Below are 17,185 nucleotides of genomic sequence, written 5' to 3'. Positions count from 1 at the left end.
TCACTCGAACGCGTGCCGATGATCCCTGACGAAATCGTCGAAGGAGCGCGGCTCCTGGCCGGTGACGTCGCGGACGACATGGGTGGGAGCGACATTGATGAGGTTGGAAGCACACGCGTCCCAGAGTTCGAGCGTGGCTTCGATCATGACCGGTGCGGCGCCGGCGGCCTGCAGGCGGCCGCGGGCTTCATTGGCGGTGATGTCGACGTAGCGGATCGTTCTGCCGAGCACGTGGCTCATGCGGCTCGCCACTTCCTCGTATGTGAGCGATTCGCTGCCGGTGACGGTATAGGTGCGGCCGGCATGTGAAGGATCGAGCAGCACGGCGGCGCCGACGGCGCCGACATCGCGTGCATCGACGAAGGTCCATTTGCTGCTGCGGAAGGGACCGGCGATCACGTTCTGTTCGGCGACGGCCGGCGCGAACTGCAGCAGGTTCTGCATGAAGAAGGTCGGACGCAGATGCGTCACCTGCATGCCGCTGCTCTGCGAACTGCCTTCGACCTGGCCGAGCCAGCGCAGCGCACGCGCGCAGCACAGGCCGACATTGGCACCGACGCCGGACAACTGCACGAGGCGCGGCACGCCGGCCTTCTTGGCGGCAGCGACGAATCGTCCATGCAGCTCGGCCATGCGCGGCGAAAAACCGGAGGCGAGAAAAGCGGCATCGACCCCTTCGAGGGCGCGCTGCAGGCTGGCTTCGTCGGCGAAGTCACCACGGACGACTTCGATATTGTCCGCGGCGATGCGCAGACGGGCGGGATCGCGCACCAGGGCACGCACCGCAACGGGCTTGCCAGCCAGTTCGGCGAGTACCGCCTGGCCTACGTTTCCCGTTGCACCGGTCACTAGCAGCATCACATCTCCGTCTATCGCACGACTGTCGAGGTTATCGATCCGATCCCGTGGAAGCTCCGATCATCGGCCCTGTCCGGCAGGATTACCCGAAGAACCCAAGGTCGGGCAATAATTTAAGGGCCCCGACCGCCGGGGTAAACGGCGGGCCGGGCGAATAGTCTGGTGCGCGGTCGTCATGAATCCCCGGCCTACAATGCAGTTCAAGTAATCTGGCTGCAAAGATTGGGGAAGAGGCTGATTGAACAACTTCAGCGACATCGTTGCCTATGTCCGCGTCGTCGAAGCCCACAGTTTCGTCGCCGCGGCGCAGACCCTGGGGATGTCCCCCTCGGCCATCAGCAAGGCGGTCAGCCGCCTTGAGGAACGCCTCGGCGCGCGCCTGCTGAACCGCACCACCCGCTCGCTGAGTCTGACCGATGTCGGCGCCAGCTTCTACGAGCGCTGTCGCGAAGCCCTGGCCCAGCTCGATCACGCGGAAAGCGAGGTGTCGGAATCGCGAGGCGTGCCGCGCGGGCGGCTGCGCGTCGACGTTCCCGTCTCGCTGGGTCGCCGCATCATCGTGCCGGCGCTGCCGCGTTTCATCGCGCAGTACCCGGAAATCAGCGTGCACATGAGCATGAACGACCGGGTGCTCGACCTGGTGCAGGAAGGCATCGATGCCGCACTGCGCGTCGGCAACCTCAGCGATTCCAGCCTGGTCGCGCGCCGCATCGGCCAGCTGCGCGGCGTCACCTGCGCTTCGCCGGAATTCATCGAACGCTACGGCGTGCCGAACGATCCGACGGACCTGCCGCCGGAGCACTGCCTGCAGATGTTCAAGGTCGGCAACAACCAGACGCGCGAATGGCTGTTCCGCAAGGGCGATGTCGAGCACAAGATCCTGCCGGCGGCGCGCCTGGCGTTCAGCGATCCGGAATCCGCCGTCGCGGCGGCGGTCAGCGGCGCCGGCTTCGTGCGCAGCCTGGATTTCACGGTCGAAGCGCAGATCGCCTCGGGCCTGCTGCAGCCGGTGCTCGAAGACTGGAACGACGGCGCGTACTGGCCCGTATCCGTGGTCTATCCGCAGCACCGCCAGCCGACGGCGAAGATCCGCGCCTTCATCGATTTCGTGAGCGGACTGTTCCCGCAGACGGAATCGGCCGTCAGGGCGCCGACGACGCGCGCGACGACCGCAGCATCGCAACCTGAATCGCGAGCCCGATCAGCACTGCAACCGATACCGTGATCGCCTCGCGCAGCGAGCTGCTGGTCACGAGCCAGGCGATCAGGACCAGCGCCGTGACTACAGTGAACAGGCCGCCGGGTGCTCGGAACGCATCGGCCTGATCCGGGAAACGCCGGCGCAGCACCGGCACGGCCGCACAGGTCGCCGCGAAGGTCGTGAGGCGCGCCAGCGTCGCGATCGCCACCGCACCGACGAAGGAACCCGACAGCGTCAGCAGCAGCATGACGGCCGCCGTTGCGACGATGGCCAGGTGCGGCGTGCGGAACCGCGGCTGCGGACGCGCCATGAAGGGCGGCAGTTGCGAACGCTCCGCCATCGCGAACAGGATGCGCGGCGCCGCCAGCATCAGGCCGTTCAATGTGCCGGCGATCGACACCAGCGCGGTCGCGGCCATCAATGCGCCGCCCGCTCCGCCGAAGAAATGTCCCGCTGCATCGGACAGCGGACGCTGCGATTCCGCCAGTCCGGGCAGCGTGCCGGTACAGACGATCTGGATCAGGATGTATAGCGGCGCAATGACGGCGAAGGCGACCAGCGCGCCGAACGGCAGCGTGCGGCGCGGATCCTTGATCTCGCCGCCCGGAATCACGGCGGCTTCGAAACCGGTGAACGCAAACACGAGCAGGAACACGGCCGCCGAGAACGAGGTGTAATCGATCTGCACGTCGCTCACCTGAAAATTCGCCGGCTGCACGAACCAGAGTCCGACGGCGACGAACAGGATCAGCGGCACGATCTTGCCGATCGTGAAGAGGTCAGCGATCAGCGCGCCGTTGCGCACACCGGTGACATTGATGGTCGCGAAGACGAGCGTCATCGCGCTCAGCACGACGGCCCGCGGTACGGGCGTCACGGCCAACGGCCAGAAGTGCCCGAGATAGTCGACGAACAGATTCGCCAGCGCCGCGAACGACGCCACGCGCGACACCCACATCAGCCAGCCGACCTGGAAGCCGATCGTCGGCCCGAAGGCTTCGGTCGCATACAGATACGGACCGCCCGTGCCGGTAAAGCGGCTGCCTGCTTCGGCGAAACAGAAAATGATCAGCAGCACCAGCACCGCGCACAGCAGGTACGCCAGGATGCTGTAGGGACCGATCAGCGCATCGACGCGCGAGGGCAGGCCGAAGATGCCGGCGCCGACGATGGAGTTGATGAAGAGAGCGACGAAGTCCCAGCGACCGATGCCGCGAACGAGCCCGGCTCCGGCAGTGCCGGTGGTTTCTTCTGCTGGCTTCAAGGATCCACCCCGTCGGTCGACCGACGGGAATGGTATAGCAGGCGGGATTGGCGTTTCTTCCTGTGGGGCCGGCTTCAGCCGGCGCTGAGGAGTCAGGCTAAAGCCTGACCTACAAGCCTGACCTACAAGGATGGAGAAAGCCGTCTCAATCGCAGTTGAAGCAGATGCGCTGCTGCGACTGCGGCACCTGCGAGGCACGCGCCGCACGCAGTTTCGGCAGCAGCATGGCGATGGCGCGCTGCGCATCGCGGCAGCGCTGACGGCTGGGCGTGAGATCGGTGATGCGGTTCGTGCGTTCATCGACCTCGTCTTCGAACAGCACGGACAGCGTTTCGAGATTGTCGATGGTCTGGTCGATCAGCGTGACGGGATCGGTGAACATGGCGCGCTCCTGATTCGATATACAGGCTGTATGGTTATACAGTCTGTCGAATCCTGGCAAGAGCGGCCGTAACCTGTTGATTTTCTGATGTGCGCGGCCAGCGGCGCCTCAGTACACTCGCACGCAGTTCACCGGAGGATTGGCCGCATGTCGTATCGCCCGCTCGCCGGCGCTGCCGCGCTGTTCTGCACTCTTCCCGCCTTGGCCGACCTCGATCCGGCATCGATCGACGCGGCCGTGAGCCAGGTCGAACCCCAGGTCATCGAATGGCGACGCGATCTGCACGCGCATCCCGAACTCAGCAATCGCGAGACGCGCACGGCGGGCATCGTCGCGAAGCAGCTGCGGGCGCTCGGCCTGGAAGTGAAGACGGGCATCGGTCTCACGGGCGTCGCCGGGCTGCTGCGCGGCGCACAGCCCGGACCGACGATCGCACTGCGCGCCGACATGGATGCGCTGCCGGTGACCGAACAGGTCGACGTGCCGTTCAAGTCCACCGTCACCACTGAATTCCGCGGCGAGACCGTCGGTGTCATGCACGCCTGCGGTCACGACGCGCACGTCGCCATGCTGCTGGGCGTCGCGAAAGTGCTGGCCGCACAGCGTGCGCAATTGCGCGGCCAGATCCTGTTCATTTTCCAGCCCGCCGAAGAGGGCGCGCCCGACGGCGAGACCGGCGGCGCACGACGCATGCTGGCGGAAGGACTGTTCGACATCGCCAAACCCGAAGCGGTGTTCGGCCTGCACGTCATTGCCTCGCTGCCCACCGGCGTGATCGGTTATCGCGCGGGGCCGATGATGGCCGGCTCCGACAGCTTCACGATCAACGTCACGGGACGCCAGACGCACGGGTCGCGTCCGTGGGGCGGCGTCGATCCGGTGGTGACGTCGGCCGCCATCATTTCGGGACTGCAGACCATCGTCAGCCGGCAGATCGACATCACGGACATTCCCACCGTGATCAGCATCGGCGCGATCAAGGGCGGCATCCGCTTCAACATCATTCCCGACAGCGTGGAAATGGTCGGCACGATCCGCACGTTCGACCCCGGCGTGCGCACCGACGTGATCGAGCGCATGAACCGCACCGTGACCAGCATCGCCGCGGCCAACGGCGCCACTGCGACGCTCGACGTGCGCGACAACGCCATTCCGCCGGTGGTGAACGATCCGCAGCTGACGCAGCGCGTCCTGCCCTCGCTCGAACGCATCGTCGGCAAGGACAGGGTCCGCACCATCAGCCTGCAGACCACCGCCGAGGATTTCTCGTTCTACGGCCAGCAGGCGCCGGCGTTCTTTTTCTGGGTCGGCATCACGCCGCCCGATCGCGATGCGGCGACGGCGGCGTTCAATCACTCGCCGCTGTTCTACGTCGACGAATCCGGCATGGCCATCGGCATGCGCGCGATGCTTGCGGTGGCGACGGATTACCTGCAGGGGAAGTAGCACTCTCTTCCTGTGGGGCCGGCTTCAGCCGGCCTGGGATGTCAGGCTGAAGCCTGACCTACAAAAAGAGCTCTACGCCTTGCGTAGCCCCAGGCACAGGAACGCGCTGATCTCGCGCGCGATGTGCTCGATCCGGTCTTCGGCGTGCGTGCCGGTGTCTTTCACCAGCCAGCTCAGGAAACCGGGCATCAGTATGAGCTGGGCCATCACGTCGTCGATGCGGATGCTGCCTTCGGCGCGGCCGATGTTCATGGCATTCATGTAGCCCTCGCTGAGCGCCGCGGCCTGCGGTTCCATCTGCGCCTGCGTTTCTCCTTTCAGGGCTTCGTGCCCGACCAGCGGAGCGAGCGGCGAGAGATCCGCGCGCAGGTAGGCGCGCGTGAGGGCGTGGAACGACGCAGCCAGGGCCTGCACGCGCGTGCCCTCGTACTTCGTCATGCATTCCATGATGTAGAGGAAGATGCGGAAGGCGCGCGAGTAGCAGGTCGCGAGCAGCGTCTGCTTGTCGCCCAGATGGTGGTACAGCGTGCGCTTGGTGGCGCCGACGTGACCGGCGATTTCTTCCAGCGACGTCGAATCGATGCCCTTGCTGTTGAAGAGACGCGAGGCGATGGCGAGCAGCGTTTCGCGCTTGGCGTCGACGACGGCGTCGCGATCGAACACGCCGATGACGCGCGCGACCAGCGGCGACAGGTTGATGGGCTGGAACGGCGGCATCCCGCGCCGGTCGGTGGCGATGCCTTCGAGCACGAAGCTTTTCAGCGTCGCCGCAATCTGTTCGGAGCGATAGGCATTCGCGGCCGGCGCCCAGAAGCGCATCAGCGGCACCCACGTCACCAGGCTGATGATGGTGGAGGCGCTGATCGCGGTATCGCATTCGCGCATCACGCCGTTGCGCGCACCGGTTTCGAGCACCTTCGCCAGGCGCGTGATGATGGCGTCGTACAGGCCCTGGATGATCTCGTGACGTTCCTGGTTCAGCACCGCAACCTCGGCGCGCGTCGCGATCTCCGGCTGCGTCGGATCGAGCATGCGATCGATGAACAGGCAGACGACTTCGGCTGCATCGCCGCCCAGACGCACGGCTTCGCCGAGATGCCGCGCCATGACTTCGCAGGAACGCCGGTAGCACTGGAAGACCAGGTCTTCGCGATCTTCGATGTACTGATAGAGCGTGGCGCGCGAGACGCCGAGGCTTTCCGCAATGTCGCTCAGCGACGTGAGCGAGACGCCGCTGGCATTCAGGTGCTTGGCTGCTGCATCGAGCATCTGCTCGTGCCGTACCGCAGCCGCACCGGGAAAATTCTGCCGGGCCAGTGCTTCACGACGCTTCTTCATAGGGAACCGGGATTCATCTTCGCAGGATCGTTGTCGTAGTAGAGCATACCGCGGGTCAGCATCGCATCGCAGCATCGCTGCTCGCACGGGGACGGCCATCGATGCGACGGTTTATATTGCATCGCCGTTGCGAATGCGTGCGATGCGTTGACAGAACTCCACATGCGAACAAAGACAGCGTTTGGCTTTCTTGCCGTGCCGCTCGGCACGGCGCCGCTGCTCGTCATCCTGACGTTCAGCGTCCTGCTGTTCCTGGCGTTGAAGGCCACCCTGTTCGGACTTCCGCTGGGGCTGCTGCTGTTCACCGGTTTCCTCAACTACACGTTCGCGCTGCTGGACAGCGTTATCAACGACGATGCCGAGCCGCCGGTGCTGTCGATCGAGATGATGAATCCCGTCAGCGCGCCGCGCTCGCTGGTGCTGCTGGCGCTGGTGCTGGTCGCATTCTTCACCTCGCAGGCGGCGGTCTACTGGTTCGGCGCGGCGCTGGGCGTCATCGCCGGCATCGGGTGCGCCGCGATTCTTCCCGCACTGCTCGCGATCCAGGCCATCACGGGCTCGACCGTGCAGGCCTTCAACGTGCTTACGGCCGTGCGGTTGATCGGGCGTCTCGGCGCCGATTACGCAACGCTCGTGGTGTTCGTCGTCGCCGCGACGTTGATCGGAATGTTCGCGCTGTCATTGGCCATCCTGCCGACCCTCCTGAAGCTCGCGATCGCCATGTATCTCTGGCTCGCCTCGTTCTGCCTGATCGGCGGCGTGGTGCGCGAACGGGGCGACGATCTCGGACTCGAGGATGCCTGGACACCTGAGCGCTTCGAATCAGACGAAGACGCTGATCAGGAGCGTTTACGTACGCAGTTCGTCGATCGCATCTATGCCGAGTGGCGCGGCGGCGCTCATGCCAACGCCTGGCAGAGCGTCATGGAGCGCGTGGGCCAGGGAGCGAATGTTCTGGTCGAACTCGAATGGCTGTACGAACGCATCGCACGCTGGCCCGATCCGCGGCTCGCCAACCGCCTGGCGCGCGAAATCCTGCCGCGGCTGCTCGCGGCGCGACGCAATGGCGAAGCCGTCGACATGGTGCGGGCGCGGGTGCGCGCCGATCCGCAGTTCCGGCTGCAATCGAGCGGCGATCTGCTGCAGATCGTCGGGCTGGTGCGCGATGCCGGCGACCGGCCGACGGCCCGGACCCTGTTGCACGACTTCGACCGGTTCTATCCGGACGACGCAGCACGAACGGCCGCTACCGAGTTGATTCAGCAACTGGAACGCTGATCTTCGAGCAATCCATGCTCAGGGCAGCGCGCACGTCCCCTGGCTACAATCGGCCCATGCAAACGCCAGCCGCCGCCTTCTATACCAGCGCCGCCCGCCTGCAGCTCGAACACGACGACGTGCTCGCCCGGGCCTGGCAGGTGGTCGGTCATGTCGGGCAACTGCAGAAATCGGGCGACTACTTCACGGCGCAGATCGGTAACGAGCCGCTGCTCTTCGTCAACGATCACGGCACCCTTCGCGGCTACTTCAATGTCTGCCGGCATCGCGCCGGTCCGGTCGCGATCGGCTGCGGCCATGCATCGCGCCTGGTCTGTCGCTATCACGGCTGGACGTACGAACTGTCGGGCAGGCTGCTGCGCACGACCGAGATGGAAGGCGCGGATTTCGATCCGTCACAGATTCATCTGCAGCCCGTCGCGGTGCATCTGTTCGGGCCCGTCATCTTCGCGGCGCTCGATCCGGCCACGCCGCCGTTCGATGCGCTGTTTCCCGGCGTCGCCGCGCGCTGCGCGCCGCTGGACATCGACCGGATGCAGTACGTCATGACGCGCAACTACCCGGTGAAATCCAACTGGAAGGTGTACGTCGACAACTACCTCGAGGGTTATCACATCCCGCTGGTGCATCCGTCGCTGAATCGCGAGATCGACTATCGCCAGTACATCACCGAACTCGGCGAACGCTACGTGCTGCAGTACGCGCCGGTGCGCGAAGGCACGGCACAGCTGTACGGCGGCAGCGCCGGCAACCAGGAAGCCGTCTACTACTGGCTGTTCCCCAACATCATGCTGAACATCTACGAAGGCCAGATGCAGACCAATGTGGTGATTCCCGTCGATGCGAATCACACCGTCGTGCGCTTCGACTGGTTTGCGCTGCCGGCAGTGACCGAAGGCGCAGACGCCCAGGCCCGCTGGGACAAACTCGTCGCCTTCAGCGAAGAGGTGCAGGCCGAAGACGCCGGCATCTGCGAAATCGTGCAGAACAACATCGGCTCGCGCGCCTATCGATCCGGTCCCTACTCGCCGAAACGCGAAAGCGGTGTGCATCTGTTTCATACGCTGATGCGCGCGTGGGACTGAAAAGCCCGCCGCCTGTCTGATCGGACCCTTACTTTTTCTCATGTACACATGAGAAAAAGTATTCCTGCCTCGTCTTCATGAATGTCGTGCACCTTCCCGCCTTGGTCGCGGGCCGGGCGATCCCTACAGTGCGATCCCATCAAGGAACCGGATTGGGGAATCGCCATGTTCAAGTCTTCGCGCCCGTTGTCGATCGCCGTCGCACTGCTGCCGCTCACCGCGGCCGGCATCATCCTGTCCGGTTGCAGCAGCGAGGCAGATCCGGTGCCGATGGCGGCCGCGCCTTCTGTCACCGTTGCTGCCGCACTCGAGCGCGACGTCACGGAATGGGATGAATTCACCGGGCGGCTCGAAGCCGTGGAGTCGGTGGAAGTCCGACCGCGCGTGACGGGTTACATCGAGAGCGTCAACTTCACCGAGGGCAGCATCGTCCGCAAGGGCGATCTGCTGTTCGTCATCGACCCGCGTCCCTATCGCGCAGCACTCGACAAGGCGAGCGCCGAACTCACGCGTGCACAGGCGCGCGCCGAACTCGCCGCAAGCGATGTGAAGCGCAGCGAGAAACTGCTCGCGATCAAGGCCGTGTCGCAGGAAGAGTACGACCAGCGCGTCAACAGCGCGCGCGAAGCCAATGCAACGGTCGGCGCCGCGCGTGCCGCCGTGGAAGCGGCGCGACTCGATCTCGATTTCACGCGCGTGACGGCGCCGATCGCCGGCCGCGTCAGCAAGGCCGAAGTCACCGCGGGCAACCTGGTGTCGGCGGGTTCGGGAGCGGCGCCGCTGCTGACCTCGGTCGTCTCGGTCGATCCGATCTACGTCAGCTTCGAAGGCGATGAGCAGGTGTACCTCAAGTACAACGAGCTTGCGCGGCGCGGCGAACGCGAGAGTTCGCGCGACGCAGCGAATCCCGTGCAGATGGGCCTCGCCAACGAGGACGGCTATCCGCACACCGGCTCGATGGTGTTCGTCGACAACCAGATCGATCCGCGCACCGGCACGATCCGCGCGCGCGCCGCGTTCTCGAACAAGGACGGCTACTTCACGCCGGGACTGTTCGCGCGAGTGAAGCTGCTGGGCCACAACAAGTATCCCGCAGTGCTGGTCGACGATCGCGCCATCGGTACGGATCAGAGCCAGAAGTTCGTTTACGTGATCGATGCGGAAAACAAGATCACGTATCGCGGCGTGAAGATCGGCCGGCTCACCGATGGCCTGCGCATCGTTCATGAAGGCCTGTCGCCCGGAGAACAGGTTGTCGTCAACGGACTGCAGCGCGTGCATCCCGGCATCGTTGTCCAGCCGGAGCGGGTGGCGATGGATGCCCGCCTGAGCAGTGAGCAGCGCTTCGCCGCGGGACGCGCCCCCTCCCCAACCCTCCCCCGCGTTGCGGAGGAGGGAGCGGACCCGAAGGCCGGCGCGCCACTCTAGATCCGATCCCGATCAGCCGCAGTTCCTCTTCCCCTCCTCCGCTCTGCGGGGGAGGGCAGGGAGGGGGCTTCTCTTCACTTTCATCGACGAAGTGACCCATGAACATTTCCCGCTTCTTCATCGACCGTCCGATCTTTGCAGGCGTGCTGTCGATCATCATTTTCCTGGTCGGCGCGATTGCCATGTGGCTGCTGCCGATCAGCCAGTACCCCGAAGTCGTTCCGCCTTCCGTCGTCGTTCGCGCGCAATACCCCGGCGCGAATCCGAAAGTGATCGCGGAGACGGTCGCCGCGCCGCTCGAGCAGGAAATCAACGGCGTCGAGAACATGCTCTACATGTCCTCGCAGGCCACCAGCGACGGCTCCATGATCCTCACCGTCACGTTCCGTCTCGGCACCAACGTCGACAACGCGCAGGTGCAGGTGCAGAACCGCGTCTCCCAGGCCCTGCCGCGCCTGCCCGAGGACGTGCGCCGGCTCGGCGTCACGACGCTCAAGAGTTCGCCCGACCTGCTGATGGTCGTGCATCTCATCTCGCCGGACGGCCGCTACGACACGGCCTACCTGCGCAACTACGCGACCTTGCAGATCCGCGACGTGCTGGCCCGCCTGCCCGGCATGGGCGACGTGCGCCTGTTCGGCTCGGGCGACTACTCGATGCGCGTGTGGCTCGATCCCGACCGGATCGCGAGCCGCGGACTGCTGCCGAGCGATGTCGTGAAAGCCATCCGCGAACAGAACGTGCAGGTCGCGGCCGGCCAGATCGGCGCGCCGCCGAATGCCGGTAACAGCGACTACCAGCTCAATGTCACGACCACCGGCCGGCTGATCACCGAACAGGAATTCGGCGACATCATCGTCAAGACCCTGCCCGACGGCTCCGTCACGACGCTCAAGGACGTGGCCCGCATCGAACTCGGCGTCGGCCAGTACTCGCTGCGCGCGCTGCTCAGCAATCAGCCCGCCGTGGCGATCCCGGTCTCGCAGGCACCGAACGCCAATGCGCTGGAACTCTCCGACGCCGTGCGCGAAACCATGGCGGAGCTGAGCAAGAATTTTCCGGAAGGCGTGCAGTACGAGATCGTCTACGACCCGACCATCTTCGTCCGCGATTCCATCAAGGCCGTCGTCGAGACGCTGATCGAAGCGCTGCTGCTGGTCGTGATCGTGGTCATCGTGTTCCTGCAGACCTGGCGCGCGTCGATCATTCCGCTGCTGGCGGTGCCCGTGTCGATCATCGGCACGTTCGCGCTGATGCTGGCCTTCGGTTTCTCGATCAATGCGCTGTCGCTGTTCGGCCTGGTGCTGGCCATCGGCATCGTGGTCGATGACGCCATCGTCGTGGTCGAGAACGTCGAGCGCAACATCGAAGCCGGGCTCGCGCCGCGCGAAGCGACGTACAAGGCGATGCAGGAAGTCAGCGGCCCGATCATTGCGATCGCGCTGGTGCTGGTCGCAGTGTTCGCGCCGATCGCGTTCATCACCGGGCTCACCGGCCAGTTCTACAAACAGTTCGCGCTCACGATCGCCATCTCGACGGTGATCTCCGCGATCAACTCCCTGACCCTGAGCCCGGCGCTCGCCGCGTTGCTGCTCAAACCCCACGGCGCGAAGCCGGATGCGCTGACCCGCGGCATGAACCGTGTGCTGGGTGGCTTCTTCCGGCGGTTCAACGCGTTCTTCGACCGCTCCGCCAAAAGCTATGTCGGCGGCGTGCGCGGCGTACTCGCACACAAGTCGATCGCCATGAGTATCTTCGCCGGGCTGTTGCTGCTGACGTGGGTGATGTTCCAGGTCGTGCCGCAGGGCTTCATCCCGGTGCAGGACAAGCAGTACCTGGTCGCGGTCGTGCAGCTGCCGAACGGCGCATCGCTGGACCGCACCGAGCAGGTCGTGCACCAGGTCAGCGAGATCGGCCTGAAGACACCGGGCGTGGTCAATGCGGTGCAGTTTCCGGGGCTGTCGATCGCGGGCTTCACCAACAGCCCGAATTCGGCGCTGGTGTTCTTTGCGCTGGCCGATTTCGACGAGCGCAAGTCCGCGGAGCTCTACGGCCTCAACATCGCCAACGCGCTGAACCGCGAACTCGGTACGATCCAGGAAGCGCAGATCGCCGTGTTCCCGCCGCCGGCCGTGCAGGGCCTCGGCGCCATCGGCGGCTTCAAGCTGCAGGTCGAGGATCGCGCCGATCTCGGCTACGACGAACTGTATCGCATCACTCAGGAAGTCATGGGCAAGGCGCGTCAGGCGCCCGAACTCACCGGCGTGTTCTCGACCTATGAAGTGAGCGTGCCGCAGATCCAGGCCGACGTGAATCGAGTGAAGGCCAAGGAGCACGGAGTGGCGCTCAACGACGTGTTCGAAACACTGCAGGCGTATCTCGGCTCGGTGTACGTCAACGACTTCAATCGTTTCGGCCGCACCTACCAGGTGATCGCGCAGGCGGACGCGCCGTTCCGCTCGAAGGCCGAAGACATCCTGCGGCTGCAGACGCGCAACGAACGCGGCGAGATGCTGCCGCTGGGTTCGATCATCCGCGTATCGGAGAGCTACGGACCGGATCGCGTGTTCCGCTACAACGGCTATCTCACCGCCGACATCAACGGCGGCCCGGCGCCCGGCTATTCCACCGGCCAGGCGAAGGCCGCGATGGAACGCATCCTCGCCGAGACCCTGCCGAACAGCGTGAAGTACGAGTGGACCGATCTCACGTACCAGGAAGTGATCGCGGGCAACAGCTCCGTGTTCATCTTCCCGCTGTGCGTGCTGCTGGTCGTGCTGGTGCTCGCTGCGCTCTATGAGAGCTGGACGCTGCCGCTCGCGATCGTGCTGATCGTGCCGATGGCATTGCTGTCGGCGATTGCCGGCGTGTGGCTCTCCGGCGGCGACAACAACATCTTCACCCAGATCGCGTTCTTCGTGCTGGTCGGTCTCGCCAGCAAGAACGCCATCCTGATCGTGGAGTTCGCGAAGGACCGCGAGCTGGCCGGCGTGCCGCCGGTGGCTGCGGCCCTGGAAGCGGCGCAGTTGCGGTTGCGTCCGATCCTGATGACGTCCATCGCCTTCATCATGGGTGTCGTGCCGCTGGTTCTTTCGTCGGGGGCCGGTGCGGAGATGCGCCACGCCATCGGTGTTGCCGTGTTCTCCGGCATGCTCGGCGTGACGTTCTTCGGCCTGTTCCTGACCCCGGTGTTCTATGTCCTGCTGCGCGCCGTCGCAAAAGAGAAGAAGCTCAAGTCGCATGGGGCGGTAGCAGTGGAAGGAGTGTCACATGCGTAAGAGAAACGATGAGCTGCGAGCAATGAGCAACGAGCCAGAGAGGAACCGCGCCGTGCGTTTGTCGAAAGTTGCGACCGTGCTGATCGCGACGGCCATTCTGGCGGCGTGCGCCGTGGGTCCGGATTACCGCGAACCGCAGGTTCCGACGCCGGATGCGTTCGTCGGCGTCGAAGGCGTGCAGGCATCGGCAGCGGATCTGGAACAGGATTTCTGGAAGTCCTTCAGCGATCCGACGTTGAACGAGCTGATCGAGGATGCCCTGCGCGCCAATCACGACATCCGTATCGCGCTCGCGAATCTGCGCCAGGCGCGCGCCATTCACGGCGAGACGCGCCTGGATCTGGCGCCGACGGTCACGGCGGGCGGCGCCCACGTCGATGCACGCGCGAGCGAACGCCAGACGGTGCCGGGCGCGGATCGCGATCAGGACTATTACCAGGCGTCGTTCGATGCCTTCTGGGAACTCGACTTCTTCGGCCGCAACCGTCGCAACAACGAAGCCGCGGCGGCCCTCGTGCAGGCGGCGGAAGCCGGCGTGTACGACACGCAGGTCACCGTGACGGCGGAAACGGCGCGCAGCTACTTCGAACTGCGCGGCTCACAGCAACGGCTCGAAGTGGCGCGACGCAATGCGGACAACCAGGGCGAATCGCTGCGCATCACGCAGGCCCGTCTCGATGCGGGCCGCGGCACGCAGCTCGATGTGTCGCGCGCGCAGGCGCAGTTGAGCGCCACGCTCGCCACCATTCCGGATCTGGAAGCGGCCGTCACCCGCGCGACACTGCGTCTCGGCGTTCTCACCGGCAGATCGCCGGAGGCGCTGCTGGCCACACTCAGTCCATCGCAGGCACTGCCTGCGCTGCCCGCGACCTACAGCATCGGCACGCCGGAAAGCCTGCTGCGTCGTCGTCCCGACATCCGGGTGGCGGAGCGGCAGCTCGCCGCGTCCACCGCAGCGATCGGCGTTGCCGTGGCCGATCTGTTCCCGCGCATCTCCTTCGTCGGCAGCTGGGGATTCGATGCCGTGTCCTCCGGCGATCTCGGCAACGGCGCCAGCGAGAGCTACGCCTTCGGACCGAGCATCCAGTGGGCCGCGTTCGATCTCGGCCGCGTGCAGCAACGCATCCGGCAGCGCGAAGCCGCCAGCGACGGCGCGCTCGCCCGCTACGAACAGACCGTGCTGCGCGCGCTGGAGGAAACCGATGCCAGCCTGACCGATTACGCCAAGGCGCGCATCAAGCAGCAGCATCTGCAATCGAGCGCGTCGGCCTCGGCGCAGGCTGCGCAACTGGCGCGCGCGCGTTTCGACAGCGGCGTCGCCGACTTCCTCACCGTGCTCGACGCCGAACGCACGATGCTGGAAGCGGAAGATCGCCTCGCGCAGAGCGAGACGCAGACGGCGACCGCATTGCTTGCGATGTACAAGGCGCTCGGCGGCGGCTTCCGTCCGCTGCCGCGTGAAGCGGCGGTGCGGTAGGAGTTTCACACGGAGAGCACAGAGGTCAGAGGAAGAAGAATTTCCACGGGGAAAGAATGGGGAACACGGGGATAAGAAATTTTCTGTTCCGAACCCCGTGTTCTCCGTGTTCCCCATTCTTTCCCCGTGGAAATTCCTCTTCTTTGTCTTGTGTGAACTTTTCTTGCCCCCGAAACCCTGCCATTTTCTGGCAGCTAAAGTTGCCGCCGCCGACGGCGCCGGGGGTATGCTGCGGCTCTCCCGCAGCGTCCTTCCATGAGCACCGAGCATCTGTTTCATCCCGCCGTCGCGAGCTGGTTCGACCGGACGTTTTCCGGGCCGACGCCGGCGCAGGCGGATGCGTGGCCGGCGATCCAGTCGGGAAAAAATGTATTGATCGCGGCGCCCACCGGTTCGGGCAAGACGCTCGCGGCGTTTCTGGCGGTGATCGATGAACTGGTGCGCGAAGGCAGCCACTGGGGGCTGCCCGACGAAACGCGCGTCGTCTACGTCTCGCCACTCAAGGCGCTCTCCAACGACATCCACAAGAATCTGGAAGCGCCGCTCGCCGGCATTCGCGAGCATCTGCGTGATCACACCATCCGCGACGTCGAGATCCGGTCGTGGGTACGCACCGGCGATACGCCGCAGCACGAGCGCGCGCAGGTGCGCAAGAAGGCGCCGCACATCGTCGTCACGACGCCCGAGTCGCTCTACATCCTGCTCGGCTCCGCCTCGGGTCGCGAGATGCTGTCGACGGTCGGCACGGTCATCGTCGATGAAATCCACGCCGTCGCCGGCAGCAAGCGCGGCAGTCATCTGTCGCTGTCGCTCGAACGGCTCGAAGCATTGACGGGCCGCTCGTTGCGACGCATCGGGCTGTCGGCGACGCAGAAGCCGATCGAAGAGGTGGCGAGATTTCTGACGGGGGGCGGTGAGCGGCGGGCCGGATTCTTCTCCTTCTGGCTCACCGCTCGTCGCTCATCGCTCACCGCCCCCCTGCGTCCTCGTCGACTCCGGCCACGTGCGCCGGCGCGATCTCGCCATCGAGCTGCCGGATGCGCCGCTCGAAGCGGTCATGTCCGGCGAGGTGTGGACGCAGATCTACGATCGTCTGGCGGCGCTCATCCGCGAACATCGCAGCACGCTGGTGTTCGTGAACACGCGGCGGCTCGCCGAACGGCTGGCACGTCATCTGTCGGAGCGGCTCGGCGAAGAGAACGTCACGGCGCATCACGGCAGCCTGGCGAAGGAACGCCGGCTGAATGCCGAGCAGCGATTGAAGCGCGGCGAACTGCAGGCGCTGGTCGCCACCGCCTCGCTCGAACTCGGCATCGACATCGGCGACGTCGATCTGGTGTGCCAGATCAGCTCGCCGCGTTCGATCAACGCGTTCCTGCAGCGCGTCGGCCGTTCGGGCCACGCGGTCGGCGGCACGCCGAAGGGACGGATCTTCCCGCTGTCGCGCGACGACCTGGCCGAATGCACGGCATTGCTCGATGCGGTGCGTCGCGGCGAACTCGATCGCCTGAAGATTCCGGAAAACGCCATCGACGTGCTGGCGCAGCAGCTCGTGGCCGAAAGCGCGGCGCACGAATGCGGCGAGAACGAGCTGTTCGATCTGGTCCGTCGTGCCTGGCCGTATCGCAACCTCGAACGCAGCGTGTTCGATCAGGTACTGCAGATGCTGGCCGAGGGCTACACGACGCGACGCGGCCGTCACGGCGCGCTCATTTATCACGATGCAGTGAATCATCTGGTGCGCGGTCGCAAGGGCGCGCGGCTCACGGCCCTCACCTCCGGCGGCGCGATTCCCGATACGGCCGACTATCAGGTGATGCTAGAGCCGGAAGGCACGCTCGTCGGCACGGTCAACGAGGACTTCGCGGTCGAGAGCCTGCAGGGCGACATTTTCCAGCTCGGCAATCAGTCGTATCGCATCCAGCGCGTCGAACGCAGCGTCGTGCGTGTGGAAGATGCGCACGGCGAACCGCCGTCGATTCCGTTCTGGCTGGGCGAGGCGCCGGGACGGACGGATGAACTGTCGGTGGCGGTGTCGCGGTTGCGGGAGGAGTTCGAGGAACGTGCGGAGCAGGACGCCCCCACCCCAGCCCTCCCCCGCTTCGCGGAGGAGGGAGCGAAGAATACGGAGCAGCTGGAAGATGCGTCCC

Annotated in this window: 11 protein-coding genes and 1 pseudogene; 8 read left to right on the top strand and 4 right to left on the bottom strand. The window is 65.3% G+C overall.

The features are described from left to right. Window positions 1-858, bottom strand: a complete 858-nt coding sequence (locus tag V7D81_RS16580; protein WP_324318267.1) for an SDR family oxidoreductase — start codon at window positions 856-858, stop codon at window positions 1-3. 238 nt (window positions 859-1,096) lie between these two features. On the opposite strand from V7D81_RS16580, the gene V7D81_RS16575 reads away from it, so the two are divergent. Continuing rightward, entirely contained in the window at window positions 1,097-2,083 is a 987-nt protein-coding gene (locus V7D81_RS16575; protein ID WP_324318265.1) for a LysR family transcriptional regulator, read from the top strand. Here V7D81_RS16575 and V7D81_RS16570 read toward each other — a convergent pair. Together V7D81_RS16570 and V7D81_RS16565 are read right to left on the bottom strand one after the other, a co-directional pair. After that, window positions 2,001-3,323, bottom strand: a complete 1,323-nt coding sequence (locus V7D81_RS16570; protein WP_324318264.1) for an APC family permease — start codon at window positions 3,321-3,323, stop codon at window positions 2,001-2,003. The genes V7D81_RS16575 and V7D81_RS16570 overlap by 83 nt on opposite strands. Before the next feature lie 145 nt (window positions 3,324-3,468). Next, a complete protein-coding gene (locus V7D81_RS16565; RefSeq protein ID WP_324318262.1) occupies window positions 3,469-3,705 on the bottom strand; it encodes a hypothetical protein in 237 nt (78 codons plus the stop codon). Between the two features lie 147 nt (window positions 3,706-3,852). Between V7D81_RS16565 and V7D81_RS16560 the strand changes: the two genes are divergently transcribed. Then, window positions 3,853-5,151 (top strand): amidohydrolase, encoded by a 1,299-nt coding sequence (locus tag V7D81_RS16560; protein ID WP_324318260.1) that lies wholly within the window; start codon window positions 3,853-3,855, stop codon window positions 5,149-5,151. A gap of 72 nt (window positions 5,152-5,223) precedes the next feature. On the opposite strand, the gene V7D81_RS16555 is transcribed toward V7D81_RS16560, so the two are convergent. Beyond that, entirely contained in the window at window positions 5,224-6,489 is a 1,266-nt protein-coding gene (locus V7D81_RS16555; RefSeq protein WP_324318258.1) for a TetR/AcrR family transcriptional regulator, read from the bottom strand. A gap of 162 nt (window positions 6,490-6,651) precedes the next feature. Here V7D81_RS16555 and V7D81_RS16550 point away from each other — a divergent pair, with 162 nt between their 5' ends. From V7D81_RS16550 to V7D81_RS23300, 6 genes and pseudogenes are all read left to right on the top strand, one after another. Next, the gene (locus V7D81_RS16550) at window positions 6,652-7,767 is read left to right on the top strand and encodes a hypothetical protein (protein ID WP_324318256.1); all 1,116 of its coding nucleotides are present in this window, start codon (window positions 6,652-6,654) and stop codon (window positions 7,765-7,767) included. A gap of 56 nt (window positions 7,768-7,823) precedes the next feature. Further along, on the top strand, window positions 7,824-8,852 hold the full coding sequence (locus tag V7D81_RS16545) for an aromatic ring-hydroxylating oxygenase subunit alpha (RefSeq protein ID WP_324318254.1): 1,029 nt from the start codon (window positions 7,824-7,826) through the stop codon (window positions 8,850-8,852). Between the two features lie 165 nt (window positions 8,853-9,017). Next, window positions 9,018-10,280, top strand: a complete 1,263-nt coding sequence (locus V7D81_RS16540; protein WP_324318252.1) for an efflux RND transporter periplasmic adaptor subunit — start codon at window positions 9,018-9,020, stop codon at window positions 10,278-10,280. 98 nt (window positions 10,281-10,378) lie between these two features. After that, on the top strand, window positions 10,379-13,558 hold the full coding sequence (locus V7D81_RS16535; protein WP_324318250.1) for an efflux RND transporter permease subunit: 3,180 nt from the start codon (window positions 10,379-10,381) through the stop codon (window positions 13,556-13,558). Between the two features lie 52 nt (window positions 13,559-13,610). Beyond that, complete coding sequence (locus tag V7D81_RS16530; RefSeq protein WP_324318248.1) at window positions 13,611-15,035, top strand: TolC family protein; 1,425 nt, start codon at window positions 13,611-13,613, stop codon at window positions 15,033-15,035. Window positions 15,036-15,290: 255 nt separating this feature from the next. Beyond that, window positions 15,291-17,185, top strand: a pseudogene (locus V7D81_RS23300) (DEAD/DEAH box helicase); the annotation flags it as partial.

Source organism: Povalibacter sp. (genome assembly GCF_036735925.1).
Classification (GTDB): domain Bacteria; phylum Pseudomonadota; class Gammaproteobacteria; order Steroidobacterales; family Steroidobacteraceae; genus Steroidobacter.
The sequence above is the reverse complement of the archived record's forward strand: the minus strand, read 5'-3'. Positions and strand labels throughout refer to the sequence as shown.